Annotated in this window: 21 protein-coding genes; 9 read left to right on the top strand and 12 right to left on the bottom strand. The window is 40.3% G+C overall.

The window, feature by feature from the left end; genetic code table 11:
- Window positions 1-31: 31 nt before the first annotated feature.
- Window positions 32-2,176 (top strand): TonB-dependent receptor, encoded by a 2,145-nt coding sequence (locus AAC000_RS14885; RefSeq protein ID WP_339723635.1) that lies wholly within the window; start codon window positions 32-34, stop codon window positions 2,174-2,176.
- Window positions 2,177-2,423: 247 nt separating this feature from the next.
- Window positions 2,424-3,737 (top strand): mechanosensitive ion channel domain-containing protein, encoded by a 1,314-nt coding sequence (locus tag AAC000_RS14880; protein ID WP_339723633.1) that lies wholly within the window; start codon window positions 2,424-2,426, stop codon window positions 3,735-3,737.
- An 84-nt stretch (window positions 3,738-3,821) separates the two neighbouring features.
- On the opposite strand, the gene rimK is transcribed toward AAC000_RS14880, so the two are convergent.
- Window positions 3,822-4,727, bottom strand: coding sequence for a 30S ribosomal protein S6--L-glutamate ligase (gene rimK, locus AAC000_RS14875; protein ID WP_339723631.1), 906 nt, complete (start codon window positions 4,725-4,727; stop codon window positions 3,822-3,824).
- Window positions 4,728-4,981: 254 nt separating this feature from the next.
- On the opposite strand from rimK, the gene AAC000_RS14870 reads away from it, so the two are divergent.
- Window positions 4,982-6,031: a DUF21 domain-containing protein gene (locus AAC000_RS14870; protein WP_339723630.1), complete on the top strand. Its 1,050-nt coding sequence runs from the start codon at window positions 4,982-4,984 to the stop codon at window positions 6,029-6,031.
- Here the strand turns inward: AAC000_RS14870 and AAC000_RS14865 are convergent.
- Window positions 6,014-7,801 (bottom strand): carboxyl transferase domain-containing protein, encoded by a 1,788-nt coding sequence (locus AAC000_RS14865; protein ID WP_339723629.1) that lies wholly within the window; start codon window positions 7,799-7,801, stop codon window positions 6,014-6,016. The two genes, AAC000_RS14870 and AAC000_RS14865, sit on opposite strands and share 18 nt — an antisense overlap.
- Before the next feature lie 257 nt (window positions 7,802-8,058).
- On the opposite strand from AAC000_RS14865, the gene AAC000_RS14860 reads away from it, so the two are divergent.
- Entirely contained in the window at window positions 8,059-10,347 is a 2,289-nt protein-coding gene (locus AAC000_RS14860; protein ID WP_339723627.1) for a GGDEF domain-containing phosphodiesterase, read from the top strand.
- Here AAC000_RS14860 and AAC000_RS14855 read toward each other — a convergent pair.
- Complete coding sequence (locus AAC000_RS14855) at window positions 10,344-12,317, bottom strand: cation:proton antiporter (RefSeq protein ID WP_339723625.1); 1,974 nt, start codon at window positions 12,315-12,317, stop codon at window positions 10,344-10,346. The genes AAC000_RS14860 and AAC000_RS14855 overlap by 4 nt on opposite strands.
- 105 nt (window positions 12,318-12,422) lie before the next feature.
- Between AAC000_RS14855 and AAC000_RS14850 the strand changes: the two genes are divergently transcribed.
- Window positions 12,423-13,328, top strand: a complete 906-nt coding sequence (locus tag AAC000_RS14850; protein WP_339723623.1) for a GGDEF domain-containing protein — start codon at window positions 12,423-12,425, stop codon at window positions 13,326-13,328.
- Between the two features lie 124 nt (window positions 13,329-13,452).
- Here the strand turns inward: AAC000_RS14850 and AAC000_RS14845 are convergent, their stop codons facing one another.
- Window positions 13,453-14,646, bottom strand: coding sequence for an ABC transporter permease (locus AAC000_RS14845; RefSeq protein WP_339723621.1), 1,194 nt, complete (start codon window positions 14,644-14,646; stop codon window positions 13,453-13,455).
- A 12-nt stretch (window positions 14,647-14,658) separates the two neighbouring features.
- Window positions 14,659-15,444 (bottom strand): ATP-binding cassette domain-containing protein, encoded by a 786-nt coding sequence (locus tag AAC000_RS14840; protein ID WP_339723619.1) that lies wholly within the window; start codon window positions 15,442-15,444, stop codon window positions 14,659-14,661.
- A 163-nt stretch (window positions 15,445-15,607) separates the two neighbouring features.
- On the opposite strand from AAC000_RS14840, the gene AAC000_RS14835 reads away from it, so the two are divergent.
- Window positions 15,608-16,315, top strand: coding sequence for a YIP1 family protein (locus tag AAC000_RS14835; RefSeq protein ID WP_339723617.1), 708 nt, complete (start codon window positions 15,608-15,610; stop codon window positions 16,313-16,315).
- Here the strand turns inward: AAC000_RS14835 and AAC000_RS14830 are convergent.
- Window positions 16,298-17,116: a DUF3025 domain-containing protein gene (locus AAC000_RS14830; RefSeq protein ID WP_339723616.1), complete on the bottom strand. Its 819-nt coding sequence runs from the start codon at window positions 17,114-17,116 to the stop codon at window positions 16,298-16,300. The genes AAC000_RS14835 and AAC000_RS14830 overlap by 18 nt on opposite strands.
- A 68-nt stretch (window positions 17,117-17,184) precedes the next feature.
- Between AAC000_RS14830 and AAC000_RS14825 the strand changes: the two genes are divergently transcribed.
- On the top strand, window positions 17,185-18,846 hold the full coding sequence (locus tag AAC000_RS14825; RefSeq protein WP_339723615.1) for a M28 family metallopeptidase: 1,662 nt from the start codon (window positions 17,185-17,187) through the stop codon (window positions 18,844-18,846).
- A gap of 316 nt (window positions 18,847-19,162) precedes the next feature.
- On the opposite strand, the gene AAC000_RS14820 is transcribed toward AAC000_RS14825, so the two are convergent.
- The 3 genes from AAC000_RS14820 to AAC000_RS14810 form a co-directional block, all read right to left on the bottom strand.
- On the bottom strand, window positions 19,163-19,612 hold the full coding sequence (locus AAC000_RS14820) for a GNAT family N-acetyltransferase (protein ID WP_339723614.1): 450 nt from the start codon (window positions 19,610-19,612) through the stop codon (window positions 19,163-19,165).
- Window positions 19,613-19,702: 90 nt separating this feature from the next.
- Window positions 19,703-19,993 (bottom strand): hypothetical protein, encoded by a 291-nt coding sequence (locus tag AAC000_RS14815; RefSeq protein WP_339723613.1) that lies wholly within the window; start codon window positions 19,991-19,993, stop codon window positions 19,703-19,705.
- A 726-nt stretch (window positions 19,994-20,719) separates the two neighbouring features.
- A complete protein-coding gene (locus AAC000_RS14810) occupies window positions 20,720-21,667 on the bottom strand; it encodes an exopolyphosphatase (RefSeq protein WP_339723612.1) in 948 nt (315 codons plus the stop codon).
- A 409-nt stretch (window positions 21,668-22,076) separates the two neighbouring features.
- On the opposite strand from AAC000_RS14810, the gene asnB reads away from it, so the two are divergent.
- Entirely contained in the window at window positions 22,077-23,753 is a 1,677-nt protein-coding gene (gene asnB / locus AAC000_RS14805) for an asparagine synthase B (RefSeq protein WP_339723611.1), read from the top strand.
- A gap of 55 nt (window positions 23,754-23,808) precedes the next feature.
- Here the strand turns inward: asnB and AAC000_RS14800 are convergent, their stop codons facing one another.
- From AAC000_RS14800 to queE, 3 genes are read right to left on the bottom strand one after another with little or no spacing between them, the layout of a single operon-like run.
- Complete coding sequence (locus tag AAC000_RS14800; protein WP_339723609.1) at window positions 23,809-24,678, bottom strand: amino acid ABC transporter substrate-binding protein; 870 nt, start codon at window positions 24,676-24,678, stop codon at window positions 23,809-23,811.
- Window positions 24,679-24,681: 3 nt separating this feature from the next.
- A complete protein-coding gene (locus AAC000_RS14795; protein WP_339723607.1) occupies window positions 24,682-25,098 on the bottom strand; it encodes a hypothetical protein in 417 nt (138 codons plus the stop codon).
- A 30-nt stretch (window positions 25,099-25,128) separates the two neighbouring features.
- Window positions 25,129-25,803, bottom strand: a complete 675-nt coding sequence (gene queE / locus AAC000_RS14790; RefSeq protein ID WP_339723606.1) for a 7-carboxy-7-deazaguanine synthase QueE — start codon at window positions 25,801-25,803, stop codon at window positions 25,129-25,131.
- Between the two features lie 98 nt (window positions 25,804-25,901).
- On the opposite strand from queE, the gene queC reads away from it, so the two are divergent.
- Entirely contained in the window at window positions 25,902-26,561 is a 660-nt protein-coding gene (queC, locus tag AAC000_RS14785; protein WP_339723604.1) for a 7-cyano-7-deazaguanine synthase QueC, read from the top strand.
- The last annotated feature ends 49 nt before the right edge of the window (window positions 26,562-26,610 follow it).

The following is a 26,610-nucleotide window of genomic DNA, read 5'->3' as shown; positions in this document are numbered from 1 at the left end:
GTTTAACTGTACGCATAAGTGTAATTTTCAGATGCAAAAAATTGTCAAAGGTAACGAAATGCAAAAACCCAAAAGTAGTGTAAAGGTATTGACCAAAACATACATCACAATGACAAGTGGTATTTTATTCAGTGTTGCTTCGTTGTCTTCGTTTGCCGCTTTAGGTGAGCAAACACAAGATATCCAGATAGAAAAAATTGAAGTCCAAGGAAAAGCAACCAATCTAGTTGGTGATGCTATTTCAGCATCAGAAGGCATCATTGGTCAACAAGAAATTTTAAATAGACCTATGCTACGAGTGGGGGAAATTCTTGAATTAGTGCCCGGCATGGTTGTCACGCAACACAGCGGTACAGGCAAGGCAAATCAATATTTTTTGCGAGGCTTTAATCTAGATCATGGCACCGACTTTGCGACCTTCATTGATCAAATGCCAGTCAACATGCGCAGTCATGGTCATGGTCAAGGCTATACCGATCTTAACTTTATTATTCCTGAAACCATTCAAACTATCGCTTTCAAAAAAGGCGCCTACTATGGCGAAGTAGATGATTTTAGTGGAGCCGGTAGTGCCTCTTTTAATACCATTGGAAAGCCACAAGCTCCTTTATTTTCTGCCACTATAGGAGAAGATAATTTTCAGCGCTACTTAGTAGCCGGCAACTTGGCGTTAAACCAAGACCATCTAAATTACGCCATTGAATTCAATACTTATGATGGCCCTTGGACAGACATCAAAGAAGACCTAGACAAAACCAATGTATTTTTAAGTTATAACAGCAAGGTGAAAAATGGCGATTTAAAAGTCACATTTATGGGCTACGACAATACTTGGAATAGTGCAGATCAAATACCTGAACGGGCGGTGAGTACCGGTATTATTGATGAGTTAGGCTCATTGGATACAAGTTTAGGTGGCAAAAGCAGTCGTTATAGTCTTAATGCCATATGGGAAAATCAAAATTTCAGTGCCTCCGCATACGTCATAGATTACGATTTAAACCTTTGGTCTAACTTTACCTATTTTTTAGATAACCCCACCACAGGGGACCAATTCGAACAAGTTGACAAGCGCCAAATATACGGCGGCAAGTTAAGCTATACACTATTTTCAAACTGGTCTGGATTGCCTGTCTCGAATGAGTTTGGTGGCCAAATACGTGTCGACAATATCGATCAAGTAGGACTTTATCACACCCAACAACGCGAACGATTAGGCGCAATCAGAAATGATGCGGTAGACGAAAGTAGTGCCGGCATTTATTGGGAAAACACCATTATTTGGAGTGACCCCATTAAAACAATATTCAGCGCCCGTTATGATTATTTTAATTTTGATGTAAATAGCAATATCAATACAAATATCAATGGTATTGACTTAAGCGCTAACAAAGGCACAGAAAACGCTGATAATGTCGCCCTAAAAGCAAACCTAATTTACACCTTTAACCAAAATTGGGAAGCCTATATTTCCGCAGGACAAGGTTTCCATAGTAATGACGCCAGAGGCACTATAGTGCAAGTCGATCCTAATTCTGGGGAGTCAATACAGCCAGTCGATCCTATCGTGGACTCATTCGGTTTTGAAGTAGGCTTACGGACCCATTTATTTGGAAAACTTAACGCGTCTATGTCTTTATGGCAGCTTAACCTAGACAGCGAATTATTGTTTGTAGGGGACGCGGGGAATACTGAACCCAGTGACTCCACATCTCGTTATGGTATCGAGTTAACCACTTATTACAGCATTACCGAAGACTTAACATTGGATATCGAATATGCCTACACCCATGCTGAGTTCGATAAGTTAGCAAACAATAATAATCACATTCCCGGTGCACTTGAACATGTTTTGCAAGCCGGTATACATTACCAACCTCAGCAAGGCTGGTTCGGCAGTGCCAGACTACGCTATTTTTCTGAACGTCCATTGACAGAAGACGCAAGTGTCACGTCTGACGCCTCACAAATAATGAATGTTAATCTAGGTTACAAATTTTCTCGGCTAACCCTAAAGCTGGATATTTTGAATGCCCTTGATAGCAAAGATCACGACATTGATTATTTTTATGCCAGTCGCTTAGCCAATGACCCTATTGATAGCGCGACCGAAGACTTGCACTACCATGTATTTGAACCTAGAACCTTGCGTCTATCAGCCGTTTACATGTTTTAAGCGTAAATGACCCGTTGTCTCTATTATAATTTCCCTCCAGATTTTTTATCTGCTTAAAGTACTTAGGCCTATAACACTGGAGGGAATAAGCAATTAAATGGTGAACAATCCATAACTTGCTGTTTCTTCTTAGCTGGTAAAGCCTTTTTTCATTTCTTATAGATAATTAGTTATTTATCAAATAGCTAGGCAATATCTCGTCTATCATTCATTATTAAGCCATTAAATAAAAAAAGAGTTAACTCCCATGGACACACATTCAGTGTCAACAGTGATAAACGAGGCATTACAAACCGCCCAATTCGCTATCGCTGACAGTAACACTTATATTCAACTACTGGTTATTGTGGTGATTTACATTTTGTCTTTTGCTAGCGCCTATAAAATAAGGCATAGCGTCGGCCTAACACATAATGAACCTTTAGAAAGCGCTCATCCGGTGCGCAAATTGGCCTATAGAATTGGTGGGATATTATTTCCTTTATTGGCCATCATTTTATTGCAGATCTCAACCAAAGCGGGTGAAAGTTTAGCCTTTACGCCTTGGTTAATCGAAACAGCATTAGCCATAGCAGTGTTACTCTTTTTTAACTCCTTAATACGTGCATTTGTACAACATAAGTTTGCGGCGTCATTGTTTAGATGGGTAGGTTTACCCATTTTAATGCTGCACTTGTTAAGTTTGTTAACTACTGTCATTAACGCCCTTGAAGAAATTTCTTTGGATGTAGGTAACGTTAGCATCTCAGCTTACGGTGTCGCCAGAGTACTTATATTTGGCAGTTTCCTATTTTGGTTGGGCCGTGCCTCAAATACCTTTGGCAAAGCAGTAATCAAAAAACAAGCGTCACTTGATGTGCCCACCAAAGAAGTATTCAGCAAACTATTTGAGGTCTCCCTTTTTTGTATAGTGATCTTGTTATTATTAAATATAATGGGGGTCAACCTGACGACTCTTGCAGTATTTGGTGGTGCTGTAGGTGTAGGACTGGGATTAGGCTTACAGTCTATCGCGTCCAATTTTATATCGGGGATTATTATACTCCTAGATCGTTCACTAACAGTGGGAGATTTTGTGGAGTTGGACGACGGACAAAAGGGCTTTGTTCGAGAATTTAAAATGCGTTACGCCGTATTAGAAACCTACGACGGTAAAGACATTTTAGTGCCCAACGAAAAATTCATTTCTTCTTTGATGGTCAATTGGACCCATAAAGATCCTAAGCAAAGATACCGTGTGGACTTTTCCGTGCCCTATGCTACTGACGTACGCACTATGGTTGAGTTCATCAAAGTCGCAGTAGCAGAACATGAGCAAGTGATTAGTGGTCTCGATGTGCCATTCGAAGAACGCCCCGACTGTGAGATTGACAGTTTTGGTGACTCTGGGATTAACATGTTTGTTGAGTTTTGGATGTTTGGTATTGACGATGGTAAAAACAGAGTCGGTGGCGACCTGATGCTGATTATTCTAGAAACCCTAAGAGAAAATGGTATCGAAATCCCCTTCCCTCAACGTGAAGTTAAAATTCTCAACCCTGAGCAACACGCAGCAAAATAATGAGTAATTAAAAAAAGGGCCAAGTTAGCGCGAGCAAACTTGGCCTTTATTATGCTGTACCTAAAGTAACTTAAAGTAGCACTGCTAACCTTTTCCTTGGGTTTTGGTACGATGAGGTTTGGCATTTTTTTCGATAAATTGAAAGACTAAATCAGCCACATCTTTTTCGGTTGCCGTTTCAATTCCTTCTAAACCAGGGGATGAGTTCACTTCCATTACCACAGGACCACGTTCGGCGCGGAGTAAATCTACACCACACACATTCAGCCCCATAATTTTAGCGGCGGCCACAGCTGTAGCTCTTTCTTCTTTTGTTAACTTCACCAAAACAGCAGAGCCACCACGATGCAAGTTTGAACGAAATTCACCTTCCGCACCTTGTCGTTTCATCGCTGCTACCACCCGGTCACCTACAACAAAACAACGAATATCCGCGCCACCAGCCTCTTTAATAAATTCTTGGATAAGGATGTCTGCGTTTAACCCCATAAAGGCTTCAACTATAGCTTCAGCGGTTTTAGCCGTTTCGGCCAGAACCACACCAATACCTTGAGTACCCTCTAATAATTTAATAACACAAGGCGCACCACCGACATTTTTAATTAAATCTTTGATGTTATCGGGACGATTAGCAAAACCTGTTCTAGGTAAACCAATACCCTTTCTCGATAAGAGCTGCATCGAACGCAGTTTGTCACGGGAGCGACTGATCGCCACAGATTCGTTTACACAAAAACTACCTGTCATTTCAAACTGTCTAACCACTGCCGTACCATAAAACGAGATGGAAGCACCTATACGAGGGATGATCGCATCATACTGAGGTAATTCTTTACCCTTATAACGTACTACAGGTCTACTGCTAGTGATATCCATATAACAATGTAGTGTATCTATTATATCGACTTCATGACCTCTAGCGAGGCCCGCTTCCTGCAGTCTACGAGTGGAATACAAATTTTTATTACGTGACAAAATCCCAATTTTCATACTTTTCCCACAGGGTTGATTGACTAATTTAGGTGATCGTACCTTTAAATAAACTTCATATCGACTTATTACGCAATGAATATTGGAAATTAAAAATACGTTAGATTACATAAGAATTGATTAATTTGTGATAACCTCTCGCCCGCTCTCTACTTGAGTACAAGTGTCACATGGCTCTTAACATTTTGGCTCAATTTTTCCCTGTTGTAACAGCCAATTTTGAATAATTAACCTTTAAACTAGATGTAATAAAAATGACTTACGAAATTTTGATTTGGATTGGTATTGCACTTTGCGTCACACAATCAGCGATTTTTTCTGGATTGAACCTAGCCTTCTTTAGTCTTAGTCGATTGCAACTTGAAGTAGAAGCAAAACAAGGACGCAGCAGTGCAAAAACCATTTTGTCTATGCGCGAAGACTCGAATTTCTTGTTATCCACAATTTTATGGGGCAACGTATCAATCAACGTATTGCTCACTTTGCTGTCTGATTCAGTATTGGCTGGCATGTATTCTTTTATGTTTTCAACCATAGTCATTACTTTTTTGGGAGAGATATTTCCACAAGCCTACTTCTCTCGAAATGCGCTAACGGTGGCATCTAAACTGACACCTATTATTAAATTTTATCAAATACTACTTTTTCCCGTAGCCAAACCCACCGCTTTAATTTTAGATGGATGGTTGGGTAGAGAGGGCATTACCTACTTTCGTGAAAAAGAGTTAACGGCCATTATCAACGCACACATGGAATCAGAAGATACCGACATGGAGCACGTTCAAGGCATGGGAGCCCTTAATTTTCTGCAAATGGATAAAATAACGGTGAGTCAAGAAGGTGAAAGTTTAGACCCCCAAAGCGTACTCAAACTACCTTGCAAGCTCGACCTTCCGATACTGCCAGAAGTGGGCAGTCCAGAATTTTTAAGCTTTACTCAAGATGTCAATCGCTCGGGCCATAAATGGGTACTACTAACAGATGAGGAAGATTTGCCTCTGTTAATGCTGGACGCCGACGGGTTTATACGCGCCACTATTACCGAAGATGCTAATAAAGACCCTTATGCTTATTGCCATCGCCCTTTAATAATAGAAGATGAACAATGTTCTTTAGGTGAAGCCATGAAAAACCTAAAGATAGCCCACGACCTTGAGCCCAACTCTGATGAAGTTTTACATTCTGACGTTATTTTAGTCTGGAGTGAGACACAAAAACGCGTCATTACCGGCGCAGATATTTTAGGCAGATTGCTCAAAGGTATTGGTAACAATGAAGCCGTTAAATTACCCCAACAAAGCTAATATAAGCATTTGACGAGTTTCTTCAGGGGCAATAACCGCGTCAATTTCCAGCACACTAGCCACCTCTTGCGCTTGGCCTTTTTGATATTGTTCGGCTAACAACTTTTCATAAAGGGCTGTTCTTGCGCTAGGATCTGACACTTGTGCCAGTTCTTTTTTGAAACCCAGTTTAACTGCCCCTTCCAACCCCATCCCACCAAATTCACCTGTAGGCCAGGCCATAGTGTAACTGGGTTTACTGGTATTTCCGCCTAACAAAGCTTGCGCCCCTAAGCCGTAACACTTTCTTAATACCACTGCGACTAAAGGCACTGAAAGTTGGCTACCTGCAACAAACAAATGAGACAGCCTACGCACTGCGCCTCTATCTTCATGCTCTGGCCCAACCATAAATCCTGGGGTATCACAGAGCACCACTAAAGGAATTGCAAACTGTTGGCAAAGCTGCATAAATTGACTGGCTTTTTCTCCTGCATCGATATCAATTGCCCCACCTAAGACTTTGCAATTACTGGCGATCACACCTACCGGGTGCCCCTGTAAATGCATAAAACCAGTAATAATAGCCGCGCCAAATTGGGACTTAATCTCAGTAAAGCTATCGGTGTCTGCAATAATGTTTATGATGTCTTTAACGTCATACACAAAACGTCTATCTTCAGGTAAAACATGATTAATTGTTTGTTGATCTGCAAATGAACAAGCCTGTCCATCTAGCAATGGCCCTTGAAAATACGCCAGACATTTTTTTGCCATATTGGCCGCTTGTTGTTCATTTTCCACTAGGATATCAATCACGCCGTTTTTGAACTGATTGGCGCTGGGGCCAATATCAGTGGGGTTGACCACGCCTAAACCTCCGCCTTCGATCATTGCTGGGCCTGCCATACCTATCCAAGAAGAATGAGTCGCAATAGTGATGTCTGCAGCGCCAAACAACGCAGCATTACCAGCAAAACAGTAACCATTTGCAACGGCTATACGGGGCACTTTTCCTTGTAGACTTGCCCAAGTAGCGAAAGATTGGCATTGCAGGCCTGAATTCACAGTAGTGATATCAGTATCACCAGGTCGCCCCCCGCCCCCTTCTGTAAACATCACCACTGGATACTTTTTATCTGCAGCGATATCCAAGATACGGTCCAATTTTAAATGATGAAAATAACCTTGAGTGCCTGCTAACACACTGTAATCATTGATGACGATAGCCGCAGGTGTATTTTCCTTGGCGACCAGACCTTGATTAATTTGACCTATACCTGTGATAACACCGTCAGCAGCTGTCGCCAACTTCAAGTCGTCATAGTCTCGACGTAATCGCTGCGCTGCGACTGCGAGTTGTCCATATTCCATAAAACTATCTAAAGAACAGAGGTTTTGTAAGTTTTCTCTGGCGCTCAAATACCCTTTTTGATGGCGCTTTTGTTGTTGCTCAATTCTTTGTTCATCAAGAGTGAGGGCTTTTCTGGCGTACAAATGGTCTAGTAATCTTAAATTAGTACTATTGTTGTTGACCGTTTTGTTCGATTTTGTATCACTGGCGCCATCGGCACATAATTCGACTACAGGCATACCTACCTCACAATCATCTCCAATCTTGACAAAAACTTGGCTGACTTGCCCCGAAACGTCAGCACACAAGGTAGTTTGCATTTTCATGGCTTCGATTATAACCAAAGGTTGATCCAAGCGTACTTGCTGATTTTGAGTGACCAGCACTGCTACAACCGATCCTTTATTGGGCGCGTTCAATGTGTGATTAGAAGCCATAAAAACACCTTTATGATAAAAAATTACCTCATACTATCATCGACCAACAACTTTAATCCCGTCCTAGATCACAAATAAAGAAAAATAAAGCTAACTTTCGAGGTTAAAAAATATACCTTGACAGTAAATAAAAATATCATAACAATCATAATGATAGTTAAAAGTAATCGCTATATTACCCTTGAGTTAGCATCGGAAGCAGAGGGGCTTATTCGATGTGAAATGTTTATCAAGTCTTTGGGTAATAGGCACACAGAATGATCGTAAAATTAAAAAATTCCTTGCTAGACTATTTAATGCTTTCAGATGATGAAAGTACCTTTTCAGGTATAGAAAAGTGGCGAATAAGTGCACTGCGAATAATGATCATTAGTTGTTATTCACTATACTCTTTGGTGGCTATTCATTGTGTTATCAAAGCACTTGATGCTGAATACTATATTGCTCTGCCCGTCTTATCTTGCTTTTATCTAGTCGGCGGTTTTCAACTTTGGCTCTCAAAAACACACTATCACATCAGCGCATATAGCCTCTTAATCAGCATTGTACTCGCTGCAGTTTGCATCAATTTAATGGTGCAAGTGCCTACCTTGGCAATGTTAGGGCCAGTGTTTATTTTTTCTTTGCCTTTAGTGGCTTTTGTTCTACTAGGTTGTAAGGTGGGCGTGATTTGTATCATGCTCAATATTCTACCTTTTATTACTTTATTAAATGGCTTCCAACTTAATCAATACATAAACGAACATGCTTATTTGGATGGTGCCAATGCCTATATTTTCAGCTTAATATTTTTATTTTTTAATCTGTGTATTCCATTAGGCGTCGCCCGCGCGAATGTCGCAAATTCTCGTCTATACAAACGCATCACTGAGCAAAATGTCAATTTACAATTACAAAATGATTTTTATAAAACCTTATTTGTTGAAACTGAAATAGCCAAATTAGTTGTGTCTACTAAAGGGGTGGTGTCTGAAATGAATACTGCTGCTGAACAATTGTTACACTGTAATTTAAAACAACACACACAGGCGTTAGAGGTGTCCGAATTATTTACCGACATGCCTGAAAAAGAAGGCACAAACACTGTAAATTTGACTGTCGCTGGCAGACTGAAAATGTTTAAAATAAGCCGCAGCGCTTTGCTCAACAATAGTTATTATTTTCTTACTATTGAAGATGTTACAGCTAAAACCATGTTACATAAAACTTTAGCAGCGCACAGTCTACTACACCGTAAACAAAACTTAAACGAAGCCACTCGTTTGCCGAATAGAACATGGCTAGAGGGGCATTTAAAAAACCGCCTCAGCCACTCTGATACAGAGTTGTGTATTGTAGCGATACGTATTAAAAATGCCGAGTTTATTGCGCAAAAACATGGTTTTCAGACTTTGCCTGTGATGATCCGTAATTTGGCCGACCAGTGGCTATCAGAAACAAAAATGCCTTGTCAATTTGCATCAGTTGATCCAAATAATTTAACTATTGTAAGTGAATTATCTGACAAAGACGCACAAATTTTGCTGAGATCTTTTATCGAACAATTACCCAAAAACATATTAATTAATGGACAGAAAATTCCATTGGACATTCAGCTTGGTATTTCACTGAGTCATGGCCTAGATCCTGACCCTGTCCCTGAAAAATTGGTAAACAAAGCACTATATGCCGCCAATTCTAGTAATCTTGATATTAACTTCTATGACAATTCTAGTCTGGAGCGTTTTATTGAACATCAGGAAATTAACATTCTACTGAGTGAAGCCATAGCCAATGATGAATTACACATAGTATATCAACCCAAAGTCGAAGGGGACGGTAAGTTAATCGGTTTAGAAGCCTTATTGCGATGGAATTCGGCAGTAATTGGCTCGGTTTCACCTAGTGTGTTTATTCCAATTGCAGAAAAATCAGGTTTAGTGACAAACCTAACTCGCTGGTTAGTATTAAACGTGTGCAAACAAATAAACGACTGGCAACACGACAATGTAAATTTAGTGCCGGTGGCAATCAATATTTCAGGTGCTGACCTTGATCAAGATAATTTTCATGAACATTTGATCAAACCTCTGATCGAATACAAGATTAACCCGCAACTAATCGAACTTGAATTAACTGAGTCTGCAAGAAGCATCTCTAATGAGAAAGCTTTAGCAACCATAAATCACCTCACTAGCTGGGGATTTGACATCACAATAGACGACTTTGGAATCGGCTATTCTGGTATTGCAAAACTTATATCCTACCCTGTTAAGAAAGTTAAAATAGACAGGCAATTTATTAAAAATATAAATACAGACAAAAGAAAGATTCAAGTCATTGAAGCGATCATTGCGATGTGTAAGGTGTTTAATATTCAAATATTGGCAGAAGGAACAGAAACTTTCGCCGAAGTAGACACCTTAATCAAGCTGGGCTGTCATAATTTTCAGGGCTTTGTATTTGCTAAACCTATGCAAGGCGAAACCGTAAGTCAATTATTACAGGTTCACAATGTGTTAGATTTTCACAAATCTAACACCCTTAGTTTACCATTAAAAGGCTAGTCTCCTTCCAACAGAAAACGTTCAGCACGCTCGACTTTTCGAGGTTTGGCAGAAATCACAATCACATCACCCACTAATAGAGCCATGCTCTCATCAGGCTCTGCTAACTCGAGATTATCTCTTCTGAGTCCTTTTAAATTGACCCGCCATTGCTGCAAATTAAGTTGCTGTAATGACTTACCCACGGCATAGGCGTTTTCTGTCAAAATAACTGCGTGCAAAAACTCCAGTTTGTCTTGTTTAACGTAGTCAAGCTCAGTGGTTTCACCAGGAAAAAAGCCGTGCATATTGGCATAATGGGCCTTACGTTCTTTGCGCACTCGTTTGAGTATTCTCGACATAGGTACACCCGATAATTGTAATACCTGAGTCACCAACATTAGACTGCCCTCAAGAATTTCCGGCACCACTTGTGATGCACCTGCCGCTAGCAATTCTTCCATGCGGTAGTCTTTTCTGGTTCTTACCACTATGGGCAATTCGGGATATAAACTCTTAACCAAATGAATAACACTCATGGCTTTTTCATGTTGGTCAAAAGTGATTAACAACATTTTGGCTCGCTGGATACCCACTGAACGTAATATATCTTTTTGTTTCACATCGCCAAAATACACAGGTTCTCCGGCGCTTTGGCTTTCTTGCACACGGATAGGATCGGCATCAACTACCATGTAAGGAATCGCTTCTTTCTTTAATAAACGACTGACTGATTGACCCACTCGCCCAAAACCAAAAATCAACACATGGTCGGTCAGTTGTTTATCTTGAACAGAAATTTGCTCTAAACCTTTTACATTAGGAGTCCTTTCAGGGCTTATGGCTCTAGCAATTTTGGGGCTTTGATCGACCAACCAAGGCGTAATCGCCATACTCATCACACCAATAGTCAACAATAAAGATCCTTGCTCTGAGTTTAAAATGGCGTGATCTACAGCTAGTGCGGCCAACACGAATCCAAACTCGCCCATCTGACAAAGTTTCAGTCCCGCCGCCCAGGCATCTTGTTTACCTAATTTAAAAATCTCAGCAGAAATCCGAATAAGCATGACTTTAAGCAACACAATCACTACCAACCCCAACAACGCCCAATGTATCTGGCTTGGTAAATTATGCAGTTCTAGGCGCATACCTATAGTAATAAAAAACAACCCCATCAGAATATCTCTAAAGGGCCTAATATCAGCTTCCAATTGATATTTATACTTGCTTTCACCTAGCATCATGCCTGCTAAGAAAGCGCCTAAGGCCATGGATAAACCAAAAGAAAAAGCCAATCCCGCGGCCATTAACGCCACCAATATAGTCGTCAGCACAAAAAGTTCATCGGTTCTGGTATTCGCTACCTCTCTAAACACTTTAGGTAACACCCATTTGCCTACGGATAACAAAATGCCCACGACCAATAATCCTTTTAAAAATGCCAATAAAATAGCAATGCTTAAACTTTGGTCGGAATCAGAAGCTAATAGAGGTACTAAAATAAGTAGAGGCACAACAGCTAGGTCTTGAAGCAATAAAATGCTCACTGCAACTTGTGCTCGAGTAGTATTTAAAATACCCAAGTCACTGGTTTGTTTAATCACTATGGCCGTAGACGACAATGCAATAATGCCGCCTATAACAAATGCGGCTTTACTATCAAACCCCAATAAGTAAGCAATGCCCATAAACACTAGCGTGGTCAATACCATTTGGGCCAAACCTACGCCAAATACTAAGTGGCGCATCGCTAACATTTTCGGAAGTGAAAACTCCAACCCCAATGAAAACAACAAAAATACAATGCCTAGCTCGGCAAAATTTTGCATATCTTCTGGGTGTTCAAATAATGCCAGTAGATCGGGACCTGCCAAAATACCACAAAATAGATAGCCCAAAATGGGTGGCAAATTAATACGTTTGAATAACCAAACAGTTACCACAGCTACGGCCATTAAAATTACAATATTGCCTAAATTTCCGTGCATAATTCGCTGATTACCTTTGTTTGTTTACCCCTAGGCACAATATTTGCTTATCCTAACTAAATATCATTTTTGTATAGTAATTCGCCATATTATTGGCAGGAGAAAATGTTGGAACAACTTACTCAGTTATACAACACAAATGTCGGTGAACCTTACTTCAGTCTTGAAGAGTTAAACCATGACAAGAAACAAGGGTTGACACAAAGTCAGCTGAATAATTTCATCCTAAAATTACTAACAACGATAGACCTGCCTAAGCTGAGTGAATTATATTTTCAGCAGTTACAAAACACCCTACCGCTGTCTGAACTAAAAATCCAGTTTGAAGATGATAGCGTGACCTTTGGCCAGAGAGTTCAACCTTCACATCTCAAAACCCTTAATTGTATGCAGCTAGGTACTGCAGTGGCTGTTATGGATTATTGCTTCACACAACCTTTATCGATAAGGGATTGGCAAATTTTGCAACAAATGCATGTTAATTTTTGTAATCCTTTTAAGAATGCCCTAGAGCATCATAAAATTAAGCAGTTTGCTATGAAGGATTTTTTAACCTCTTTGGGTAATCGAGCCAGTTACGACGAAACTATGATTAGATTAGCCAGTCAATCACAGAGAAGTCATCAACCATTTGGTTTGCTGATATTAGATATGGATAACTTTAAACAAGTTAACGATATTCATGGTCATCAAGTTGGCGATAAAGTACTAATGGCATGTGCAGATACTATAGTACACAGCCTTAGAGAGTCTGATTTTGCCTTTAGATTTGGGGGTGATGAATTCTGCTGTTTGTTACCTGAGGCAGACACACGGACCAACAATTTGATTGCAGAACGTATTCGTAGTGCGTTTGAATTACACCCCTTACTGCAACTACATCACATATCTTGCAGCATAGGTAGCGCCACTTATGGAGAAGATGATTCTCAAATTGGCATTTTTTCGCGAGCCGATGAAGCCCTATATACTGCCAAACAAGCAGGAAAAAACTGTATTAGAAATGCCTAACATAGGCAGGCAATAAATCGAATAACTACGGCAAAGCCTTGCCGTATTAACGCCCCTAAACGACAAAAGCCATGCAAATGCATGGCTTTGTTATTGATCATCCAAGTCATTTCATCACATTGATTTATCTAAACAATACCTTCTCTTGATTAAACCAGTAAACACAGAATGCAAATAACGCCCCTGCAATCACAACTGTTGAACCAAAGATCGCGAACAGTTGGTAGTAGTCCATTGTGCCTTTAACTAACTCTTTCATCGCCAGTGAAACGTTTGTGACAGGCACCCAAGCCCAGGCACCTTTTAGCTCTACGCCAGGTAAAAGTGCGATCATAATAGGTACAATAACCAAAATAGTCATAGGCCCCATGTAACTTTGTGCCTCTTTAAAACTTTTGGCATAGATGGATATGCTCAACAAGATGGCCGAGAAAATTGCCACCACGGGTACCAACATCAAGAAAATAAGCAAAAAATCTACCATGGCGATTTGTGCCATAAAATCGGCGACAAATTTGATAGCCATGCCTTGGCTTAACACTAATCCCCAAATCACCATACTGGCAACTGTAATGAGGGCTGTCATAGTGCCCGCAAAAGCAATAGTTAAAAATTTCCCCATCACAATTTTGTTGCGGTCGATGGGCGAAATCAACAAGGTCTCTAATGTACCGCGCTCTTTTTCACCAGCGCCAATATCAGTCGCCGGCGCCATAGCACCTGTTAAACAAATAATGAATAACAAATAGGGCAACATGCCACCAATTTTTTCGCCCCAATTTTCACGATTGTCGGCGGTATTCACTTTTTCTAATACTATTGGTTTTATCAAGGCTTGTTGTTTTGCTTCATCTAGACCTATAGATGAAAACGCACTTTGTTGAAATAACTCAGATTGGCTTTCAACAATTTCGTTTACTCTTGTATAAACCAAGTTAAGTCCCGCATCATTGAAATATAACTTAACATTTGCTTGGCCATTACTGAGTACATCGCTGGAATAATTGGCAGGGATCTCCAATACAAAATCGACTGTGTCATTGCGAATTATTCTGGTGTAATCCGCGCCGGCCTCAATTTCTACAAGGTTAAACTTCTCGGGTTGTTGCAACTCTTTCACAATATCAGGTGCATATTGCCCACCAACCAAAGCATAGTTAAGCACTTGGGTTTCCGCTTTATCGATGGCTTGTTTACCCACAAAACCAACAATTCCGAAAATTAAAGGGAATATCAATAAAGGCAGCGCAATCATAAAAAACAAGGTTTTACGGTCGCGAAGTAATTCTTTTATCTCTTTTTTAAATACTAACCACATAATCTATTCTCCCTATTCGCTTGTTGTTGATTGGATAGCGGCCATAAAAGACTGATGCAATGAGCCCTCTGCAAGGGCTACAAAGCTGGCGATATCTCCATCAAACATAGTACGACCTTGATCGATAACAGTGACTTTGTCACATAACTCTTGTACCTCATCCAAATGATGAGTCGAAAAAATCACCGGCGTACCCTGCTCTTTTAAACCACGAATAAACTCGAGTACAGTTTGTGTGGCCATAATATCTAAGCCTGTTGTGGGCTCATCTAAAATCACCAGCTCTGGAGAATGCACCACAGCTCGTGCGATAGCGGTTTTTTGTTTCATGCCCGTAGAAAAATTTTCTGAACGCCTGTCTAAGAAGCTATGCATATCTAATAGATCAGCTAACTCTTTGATACGACTAACAATTAAATCCTCACTCATGCCGTGTAATTGACCAAAATAGTGAATATTTTCTCGACCCGTTAAGCGGCCATACAAACCTGTAGAGCCTGATAAAAAACCGATTTTTTTACGGGCAATAACAGGGTTAGCTAACACGTTGTCACCGTCTATTTCGACGCTGCCACCATCAGGTTTCAGTGCAGTGGATAACATACGTAAGGTCGTTGTTTTACCGGCTCCATTCGGGCCAAGTAAACCTAACACTTCACCTTTTTGACAGGTAAAAGACACGTCTTGTACAGAATGAAAAAAACGCCCTTTTAGTCTTGGATCTTTTTTCTCTTGCTCACTGAGCTTTTTAGGATTTTCCACTGCGAATTTTTTCGCTAATTTTTTTATTGCTATCATTGGGTTTCCTAGTAAGTAACAAACATGTGGATATAGTCTCTGAATTTTGTGATTTATTACATGCGCCAGACAAAAAAAATATGTAACAATAATCAATTCGCTCTGACTAGAGTTAATAATCATCAAAATATTCACGCACCAAAGACTAATGTAGGGGAGTTAAATGCAACAAGTCAGTAACCCATTTCAAGCCATGAAGGATATAATTACTAAGCCTAATCAAGTGTTTGCCACCATCAACGAGGTACACAATTGGTCATGGATCCCGTTTTTATTTATTGCTGTGACTGGCGCCATTCCAATTTATTTGTATTTTAATTTTGTCGACTTTGCTTGGTACAACGAATTAATGGTGCAATCTATCGCTGGAGAGCTTAGCCCTGCAGAACAAAGTTCGGTGCGCAACGCCATGGCAGATCAAGCGCAATCATTATGGGCTGGCGTATTTGGCTCAGTACTGGTGGTGATTATCAGCAACGCCATTTTGGCGCTGTACTTTAACATTGTGACCAAATCTGATGAGGAATGTGTGCAAGGTTACACAGATTGGTATGGCTTCGCTTGGTGGATAAGCTTGCCCACTATTGTTTGTAGCTTAATCAGTATCCTAGTGGTGTTAATGGCACAAGATAATCAGTTATCTCCTGTCAGTTTAGCGCCGACTTCACTGGGATTTATTTTTGCTATTGATTTGAATTCTCAGTGGTCTTCATTGTTGCAAAGCATACGTTTGGAATCTATCTGGGTGATGTACTTAACCGCAGTAGGATTAAGTCAATGGACCCAGTTTTCAGCTAAGAAAAACTATATCCTTGCAATCGCACCCTATCTTACTATTTGGATTATCTGGATGTTATTTATTGTTTTTTAACCGTGGCAGTGGTCTGAAATAATCAGAGTTGTCATAAAACTCTGGATTTTTATTGGCATCCCACAGGCCTGGGATGCCCAATAAAGGTAAGGGATACAGTGGTTTTTTATTAGCAAAAACATTCGTTTTCTTGATTAACTTTACCAATAATTCATCAAGCTGATTTAATTGCTCAGCGTAATCTAAGTCTGAAAAATGACTGTCGACTTCTACGGCAAGCCATTTTCCTGTAAGACCAATAAAGGGCTGCAACAGCATTTCTAGATTGGCGTGTCCAAACATAAAACTATTTAACTCTTTGCCCCAAGTGGAGCGATTTTCAATAAAAACAGACTGCCACTTATGCATGGCTAATTCTTTAATTAACTGTGCTGCCATTGTGTCTTTTTGATAGGTCACTATCACACCACACTCGTCGAAGTGGGTTAAGTTATTACGTCTTATAGTTCTAGGTGACAACCCCTTTAGTTCAATGTCTTCCACGTGTTGTTGATTAAGCAGGCCTTTAGTTTTTGGAAACTGTAACCAAATCAAACCGTTAAATAAGTCATGCCAGCTATTTGGCCGAGTAGGAATAATATTTTGTTTATGGATTATCTGTTCGTAATAATCATCAGTTTCGGCAAGTTGGTTTTGACAAACAAATGTCGGAATAGGCTTATTACCAAAACCAGACTTTAACTGATTAAGACCATAGGCGTTGGGCCAGTCAGTCAAACCTGACAGACTAAAAATCCCATCAAGCTGCTGCATAGGTAGCATAGTGGTTTGTTTTATAAAATCCTGATGCCAAACAGTCATAATTGCCCTTGAGTTAGATCTAATGTAAAAAGGATGGGGATATACCATTTAACTACAAGAGCAACAATATGAAAACTTGCCATAAACTTCTGGCGTTATGCCTTCCTTTTACATTGGCGCTATCAGCCTGCCAAAATAAAACAGTTGAAACAACAGCAGCGGACACTATGCCAGTGGTTGTCGATAACTTTATTGATGTGTATGAAACTATTAGTACCGATGAGTTAAAAACACATATTAAAATTTTAGCCTCTGACGAATTTGAAGGTCGCTTGCCCACCACTATTGGTGAAAAGAAAACACTTGATTATCTAGTCAATGCTTTTAAAAAAATGGGCTATGCACCCGGTAATGGAGACAGTTATTTACAACCCGTTGAACTGATTGAAATGACCGCCGACCCAGATATGACCATGACAATAGGTGAAAATAACTTTGTCTACAAAGAAGGCATGATGGCTTCTACCCAGCGAGAACAAGCCAAAGTCGAACTAAAAAACTCTGAATTAGTCTTTGTTGGTTATGGTGTTAATGCACCTGAATATGAATGGAATGACTACCAAGGCCTTGATGTAAAAGGCAAAACGGTAGTGATTTTAGTTAACGACCCTGGATTTGAAAATCCACAAGGTGATAAGTTCCAAGGTAAAACCATGACTTACTATGGTCGCTGGACTTACAAATACGAAGAAGCCAGCCGACAAGGTGCCGCGGCAGCCATTATTGTGCATGAAACTAAACCCGCTTCTTATGGTTGGAGTGTGGTTGCTAACAGCTGGAGCGGCCCTCAGTATGGCCTTGTAAGCGAAAACGGTAACGCAGATAGGGTATCTGTTGAAGGTTGGCTAACCACAGAGGCCGCACAAAAAGTGTTCGCGGATGCTGGACTCAATTTTGCCGAAGAAAAAGCCAAAGCGATTGCGGCACCATACAACAAAAGCATGGGGTTAGAAGCCTCGGTAACCGTTAACAATAGCTTTAAAAAATCCACTAGTTATAACTTCATTGCGACCTTTCCCGGCTCTGAAACCCCTGACGAACATGTCATTTATACCGCCCATTGGGATCATCTAGGTAAAGATGAAAGCAAAGACGGTGACCAAATTTATAACGGAGCCCATGACAATGCCACCGGCACTGCCGCGACAATCGTTATGGCAAAAGCCTATTCTGAATTAACTGTCACACCTAAACGTTCGACTACCTTTTTAATTGTCACCGCCGAAGAACAAGGCTTGTTAGGATCGAAGTATTACTCAGAACATCCAATCATCCCATTAGCTAAAACCGTCGCTAACATCAATATGGATGCCATGAATGTATTAGGTAAAACCAAAGATGTCGCAGTTGTTGGAATGGGTAAGTCTGAATTAGAAAACTATCTAGAAAAAGCGGTAAAACGCCAAGGTCGCCACTTAGTACAAGAAGGTCGCCCTGAAGCCGGATATTATTATCGTTCTGACCATTTCAGTTTTGCCAAACAAGGTGTCCCCGCTCTTTATGCAGAAGGTGGAGAAGAGCCCATAGACGAAGCGACAGCTGCATATCGTAAGCGTACTAACGTGATTGTGACTGGTTGTTATCATCAGGTTTGTGATAAGTATCGCGAGAACTGGGATTTGTCAGGCATTCAGCAGGATACCCAGATGTTGTTTGAAGTTGGGTACGATCTAGTGTCATCAGATGATTGGCCTAAGTGGAATGCTAGTAGTGAGTTTCAGAGGAAATAGGCTTAGTGTTTTGGCTTACGCTTTTTGCAGCGTAAGCCTTCTATTCCTTAAAACTATGCCCTGAAGGGCGCCCGCATCCTTGCTATTTGCCCCTAAAACAAATCTTTTTGTGTTGAAACTTTACAGGCGGAAAAGGCAATGGCTGGGCCACCTAAGCGGTAATCGGCGAAGCCGATTGTGTTATTCTCTTACGATGGCTGTCCTGTTAATTGCGGTTTTGAGCTTAAAACTACCAGCTTGAACAAGACTACCCCTTAAATATAACGCTTCAAAGTACAGGGGCGCGCTTTTTTGCGCGTCTGTGTGGCTTTGCTTGTTATAACTCAGCACGCAGTCGCACCATATCTATACAAGGAATGCCATTTTCAATTATGGGCTCTGGATAAGAATCAAAGAAGTTTGATTCAATGCTGTGCATCCTAAACCCACATTTTTGATAGAGTGCTAGCTGAGAAAGGCTTGAATTGCCTGTTCCCACCTCAATCGCTTTGGCGCCGGACTCTTTTGCTAGTTGTTTAGACTTGTTAATCATGGATTTGGCGATACCTTTACCCTGATATTTTTTTAAAACAGCTATATTCTTCAACTCGAACACTCCTGCTACTACATTTATAACTGCAATGCTCACGAATATATCGTTATCTCTATAGACCAACACTACTGAACCAGATAGATACGATAAGATCGCTTTCTCATCCGGATCTGCACTTAATAATAACCCCATTAATTCTGGAGTTATTTCTTTATCGTATACTTCAATATTCATTTTAAGTTATAACGCCCCAAGCAGGGGATTTTATGAGTGTTTTTCAGCGAGTGAAATTCCCGCTGACTTGATTTGTTATGTGTATTGATGTTATTCATGTGGTTCAATCTCTGGAGAAGAAAATACCACTACTTTGTATTTTAAGCAGAGATAATCAATGACCATTTTTACTAAAGTAGAATCTACCTTTGATGACTTAATTTGATGTTTCATAGATAGAAAAGTATCGACTGTAACAGTTTCATTATTTTCTGAAATTTCGATCCAAGAATCCCCCTGTAATCCAGACTTAACAGGTTCAAATCTTGTCTTTAAGTAATTAACGAGCTCATCATGGAAATCCGAATAGTCATTTTCATATTCCATTTTTCCAAAAATCATTGGTACACCTATAACTAGCCTAAATACACATAACAATATTATTAGATGACATTATGTCGTGTTTAAACATCCCATTATGTCGTCTATAGTTCAGGTCATATTTTTACTCGACTTCTACGCATTTCTTTTATAAACGTTTTTTTATCTTCAAGCAAAACATAGTTGTTGAAGTACCCCTAAATGTCCGCGATCTGCTCTTATTGGACAAATAACCTAGCACTGGATATAAAGTCAGGTATTTAATTTCAATTAAGCACCTTAACCTTAATCGACGAAGCCGATGCTTTTTTCTTTTGTTCTACCCTCGACTCAAGGCTCGCCAACTATTAGTTCAATTTAGAGGGGTAATTTGAAAGGATGCAAATTGAGTGATGTACCCCTTTGAAGTTAGTCAATCAAACGTCCATGATGATCAGCACCCAAGCTCGACTTCCCTGTCGAGCTGTTCAACTGGGCGAAGCTTTGCTTCTAAAGAATCCAGCTGAACCCTGCTAAATTTGCCAAATAGTTGGATGAAGAGCATTGCCCTCGAGCGGCACTTTTTGCTTACTTTTTGCTGTTGTTGGGGAAAAGTAAGTCGAGCGAAAGGGATTTCATTAGAAAAAAGCCATGCGGACGCCGCGCGGGATGGCAGTAAGCGTCAGCGCATACTTTTGTATTTAATAAAAATAAAAAGTAGAAACCATAAGGAGCATGTCACTTACATGCTTCTTACGGTTTGCACACTTAACCGTCTTGGGTGATTTGTTTGATTAAAGCGGCCTGAGTTTCAGCCATTTTATCATTGTCTACCTGACAAGTGCCGGCTGCCTGATGCCCGCCTCCACCAAATTGCAAACATAAGTCACCGACTATGGTTTTAGAGCTTCTATCAAGAATGGATTTACCAATAGCAAATACGGTATTTTGTTTCTTGAGGCCCCACATAACATGGATAGAAATATTACATTGCGGGAAAACCGCGTAAATCATGAATCGGTTGCCCGCATAAATGACTTCTTGGTCGCGAAGATCTAGTACCACTAAATTATCATGTACAGTGGCACATGCTAAAAGTTGTGCTTTAAATTTATCAGCATGTTCCATATAGACAGTTACCCGTTCTTGTACATCAGGTAACGTCATAATTTCGTCAATTGTATGATTGCCACAATAATCAATTAATTCCATCATTAGCTGATAGTTAGAGATCCGGAAATCACGAAAACGACCCAAGCCAGTGCGACTATCCATTAAGTAGTTGAGTAATACCCACTGTGTTGGATTGAGAATTTCGTCTTGACTAAATTGTGCAGAATCCGCTTTGTCTACTGCTTCCATCATGTCAAACCAAGCGGAAGGAAATTTCTCTGCACCACCATAATAGTCAAACACAACTCGGGCAGCTGAAGGCGCGTCAGGATCAATAATATGATTCTGTTGTTGCGTTTCACCACTTCGGGTTACTTCACTCAAATGGTGATCAAAGGCAATAAAGCAGCCGGCTACATAAGGCAAGTTGGTCGTAATATCGTTTTCTGTAATCTCTACAATACCATCTTGCATATCTTTAGGATGGACAAACTTTATGTCGTCAATGAGATCCAATTTTTTTAAAAGCACAGCACAAACTAGTCCATCAAAATCACTGCGAGTCACTAAACGATATTTTTTATTAGACGTAAGTGTAGACAAATGGATCTCCTTTAAAGACCAAATTAAATGAACATTGAGTATAACAAATTTAATTTTTTGCATTGTTATTTTAACAAACTTATCTGCAATGATACTTCACTGTCAATGACAGATATAAGAGACCGTAGATTAATCTTCGATAGAACATAGAGCGCAAAGAATAATTGTAGCAACACGACAAACCATCAGTTACAAAATAACCTTCACCAAACCTCCTAAAACAAGCATTGTTCTTACTAATTCCTTTCTAATGTAAGAAAATCACAGTTTCTCCTTGCTTTTTTCGCTCAGACTGGCAAATTCAACTGCGCGATTGCACCAATAAAAACAAACAATACAATCGCCATATCAGGCTTGTCTCAGAACAGTAGCTAAGCCCCTATAACCAGCAATCAAGAGAAATATTTTTATGTGTGGTATTTTCGGTATTCTGGGCATCAAAAGTGATGCAGCAGAACTTAGAACGCAAGCGTTAGAGCTTTCCAAAACACTCCGCCACCGCGGTCCTGACTGGTCAGGAATTTGGAATAATGATAATGCTATTTTATGTCACGAACGTTTGGCGATAGTCGACGTTGACACAGGCGCTCAACCGCTAATAAGCCGCGATAATAATCAAGTGTTAGCCGTGAATGGCGAAATTTATAATCATAAGGTTTTAGAAACTGCGCTAGCAACACCTTATGACTTCAGAACTAAGTCTGACTGCGAAATCATTCTGCCTTTGTATAAACAAAAAGGTGTTGAGTTTATCGACGAATTAGAAGGCATGTTTGCCTTTATTTTGTACGACGCAGAGCAAGACGCCTATCTTATTGCTCGTGACCATATGGGCATTATCCCTTTGTATACTGGTTATGATGAGCACGGTAATTTATACGTTGCCTCAGAAATGAAAGCCTTGGCACCTGTGTGCAAAACCATTCAAGAATTTCCTCCTGGGCATTACATGTGGAGTAAGACAGGCGAATTAACCAATTATTATAAACGTGATTGGATGGACTACGAGAATGTTAAAAACAACGAAACTAACCTTGAAGATTTAAAAGTTGCATTCGAAAAAGCAGTGAAGTCTCACTTAATGTCTGATGTACCTTATGGCGTGCTTTTATCAGGCGGACTCGACTCTTCTTTGGTGTCTGCTGTCGCGGCCAAGTATGTAGCTAAACGTGTTGAAGATGGCGATAAAACAGACGCTTGGTGGCCACGTTTGCATTCTTTTGCTGTAGGTTTAGAGGGCGCCCCCGACCTAATTGCGGCACAAAAAGTAGCTGACATGATAGGCACAGTGCATCACGAAGTGCATTTTACCGTGCAAGAAGGCATCGATGCCTTACGCGACGTGATTTATCACATCGAAACCTATGACACCACCACCATTCGCGCCTCTACTCCTATGTACTTGCTGAGCCGTAAGATTAAGGCCATGGGCATTAAAATGGTATTGTCGGGTGAAGGGGCTGATGAAATATTTGGTGGTTATCTGTATTTCCACAAAGCGCCTAACGCGAAAGAGTTCCATGAAGAAACCCTACGTAAACTTAACCGTTTACACATGTTCGATTGTGCTCGTGCTAATAAATCCACTTCTGCTTGGGGTGTTGAAGGTCGCGTACCTTTCCTAGATAAAGAGTTTATGGACGTGGCGATGCGCTTAAACCCTCAAGACAAAATGTGCCTTGATGGAAAAATGGAAAAGTGGGTGTTACGTAAAGCCTTCGACAATAACGAATATCTACCTTCTGAAATTTTATGGCGTCAAAAAGAACAATTCAGTGACGGTGTAGGTTATTCGTGGATTGATTCACTGAAAGAATATATCGAATCCGAAGTCACTGATGCACAAATGGCTTCAGCAGAATTTCGTTTCCCTGTGAATACCCCCGATACTAAGGAAGGTTACTTTTATCGCACCATATTTGAAGGTTACTTCCCTCAAGAAAGTGCCGCAAAATGTGTTCCTAGCGGTAAATCAATCGCCTGTAGTACGGTTGAAGCCTTAGAGTGGGATGCTAGCTTTAAAGCGAATGCGGATCCTTCAGGGCGCGCAATGAGTACGGTTCACGAGTTAGGTTATAATAAGTAACCTAATTACGAATACAAAGAAGACAACAAACCAGAGCTAATCACTCTGGTTTTTTTTATGGTAGTGCAGCAGCGCTAATTGAACCGTCAAACCATAATTCCTTCCTTTCTAAGGGTGTTTTTTCGGGTAAGAAAGTATTTTTTAAGGTGTAAAAGGTTCTATTCTCAATCTGTGCTTTATCTATGTAAGATTTATAATGCTCAATAAATAAGGCATCAAATTTTCCATTTTTAATGGCTTTCTCTAACCCTTTTTCGATTAGACTCGCCAAAGGTACACTGTTTTTATTGACAAAAAAGTATATGGCAGCGGGATAGCGAATGCCAAGGGTGGGTTGGATTTGAATAGCAGGCTGAGGTTTGCTTTTAGCCAATTCTTCCCACACTTCTATAATGGAACGAGGAAAAAAGTCTCCCTGAGCATTACGAAGCATCCTCATAAGGGCACTTTGAGAGCGTTCAGTGATCACATCAAAACCATTGGATTGCAATATTTTGGTATCTGGCCAATCACGCCCTTGCAAAGGTGAAAGTTTAACTAAATGCTCTAACTCTTGGATATATTTAAAACGTTCCGCCATATCTTGTCGAATTAATAATAAACGCCATCCAATCAAGCCTTTAAATATGGGGATCCGTATCGGCAATAAATCCTTTTCTCGCTGAGTATTGGTCATTCCCCAAACAATATTGATTTCTCTATTATCTTGCAAACGACCCAATGCTTTGGCTTTAGACAAAAGATTTTCTGAAGGCTTTAGCTGATATTTCACCCCAGTTTGATCCAAAGCCAGGGCTAATACTTGTATAGGGTACTCATCAATTGTTGAGGTCGTTTCAAGGGGTTGAGGAAAGGTTATTTGCCATGATGCACTCATAGCATTAACGTTAAAAAGTAGGGTTAATCCAGCCAAGACCTTTTTCATAAATTACTCAGAACGGGCAAGCACTTCAGCAAGTTTATTTTCATCATCATCGATTACCGCCACAATTATTTTAAGGTGTTTATCTGGCATTTTTTGTAAGGTGTAAGAGGTTGCGCAGCTAAAACATAACTGCTGACTTGCATCATAAAACTGCCAGCGCATTTTTGAGAAAAATAATGAGTCAGACAGACGCATGGTTTGCTGCAACTTTGGCACAAACGAATGAATACCGGCTAACTTAAATTTGGTAATCATTCGACTAATGCCAACCTCCAATTCTTCCTCACTGACCATGACCTTTTTACTATTATCCGTCATGATAATAGTAGGTGGTAAACAAAAACTGGCTATTTTTTTAGCGTCAAAAGAATTAAGTGCTTTTGAATAAATTTCCAAAAAGGATTCTGAATTAATTGGCATAGATAATTTTTCCTTAACTAGGGCTAAGCCCTATTCAATTCCGATGAACTTATGAGTTTGCAACGACAAACGCCAATTACGCGCTATACAGGTTTTAATTGCAAGGTCGGTCGCTCGTTTTTGTTGGCTAATGGGTTGTAAATAAATATTAGGCGCAATTTGATCACCCAATAACGCAAGCACTTCATCTAACTCTTCTATGTGTTTTTCCATGGCTATTGGATGTTTGATTTCATTTGCACGGCGCATTGCGCTGCTTAATACTGGCCTGCCTCCAGGCATATTTACCTTAGGTGAAACCGTCACCCAAGTGTCGGGATGGGCAATAATTTCATAGGTGCCACTTGTTTCAATTTGCACCGAATACCCCTCTGATATTAAGCGAGTGGTGATTTCAGTCAAATCATATAAACACGGCTCACCGCCTGTGAGCACTATATGTTTAGCCACATAGCCATGGAGTTTAAAAAGAGCAAATAGCTGTTCGGTGCTGTGTTCAAACCAATTATCAGATTCCGACGTTTCGGCCATCACAGCATCGCTAGTGGTTTTTAATTCAGGTGACACCACCCAAGTATGTTTGGTATCACACCATGGGCATCCCACAGGACAACCTTGCAAGCGCACGAATATAGAAGGCAAGCCGGTATAGCTGCCTTCTCCTTGCAAAGATTCAAACACTTCATTAATTTTATATAAACTCAATCACTTTCCTATTTGTTTAACTTAACCCTAGTGTGGGAATTTACAGTTAAATCACTTAAAATCATTACTAATTAATTGATTATAAAGAAGCAAAGCCCATGTCACAAAAGGTAGTGGTAATTTTTTCAGGGGGAATGGACTCATTTACCGTCCTAAACCTAGCAGTTAAACAGGGATTGCAAGTATTTGCGTTATCTTTTGATTACGGGCAAAGACACAAAAAAGAACTGGATTATGCCAGTCGCGCCTGCAAAACCCTTGGTGTTCAGCATAAAATTGTAGATATTTCAGCTATCAATCAACTAATTGGTGGTTCATCTCTCACGTCAGATATTGACGTAGCAGAAGGCCATTACGAAGAAGAAAGCATGAAAAGCACTGTAGTGCCCAATAGAAATATGATTTTGCTGTCGATGGCAGTGGGTTATGCCGTTTCAATGGACGCCACTAAAGTTTACTACGGAGCACACTCAGGGGATCACGCCATTTATCCGGATTGCCGCCCTGAATTTGTTCACAAAATGAATGATGTTTGTGCCATAGCCAATTACGAAGCGGTCGAAATTGTCACCCCTTATTTAGAAGTCAGTAAAACAGCCATATTGACCGCTGGGTTAGCAATGGGCCTGGATTACAATCTAACCTGGACTTGTTATAACGGCCGCGAAAAAGCCTGTGGAAAATGTGGCGCCTGTCAGGAAAGGCTAGAAGCCTTTTCTGAAAACGGCGTATGTGATCCTTTGGATTATGAGGATTAGCTTCTAGCTTCTAGCTTCTAGCTTCTAGCTTCTAGCTTCTAGCTTCTAG

Origin of the sequence: uncultured Paraglaciecola sp. (genome assembly GCF_963977085.1) — a bacterium.
GTDB lineage: Bacteria > Pseudomonadota > Gammaproteobacteria > Enterobacterales > Alteromonadaceae > Paraglaciecola.
This window is presented reverse-complemented; position numbering and strand designations above follow the sequence as displayed.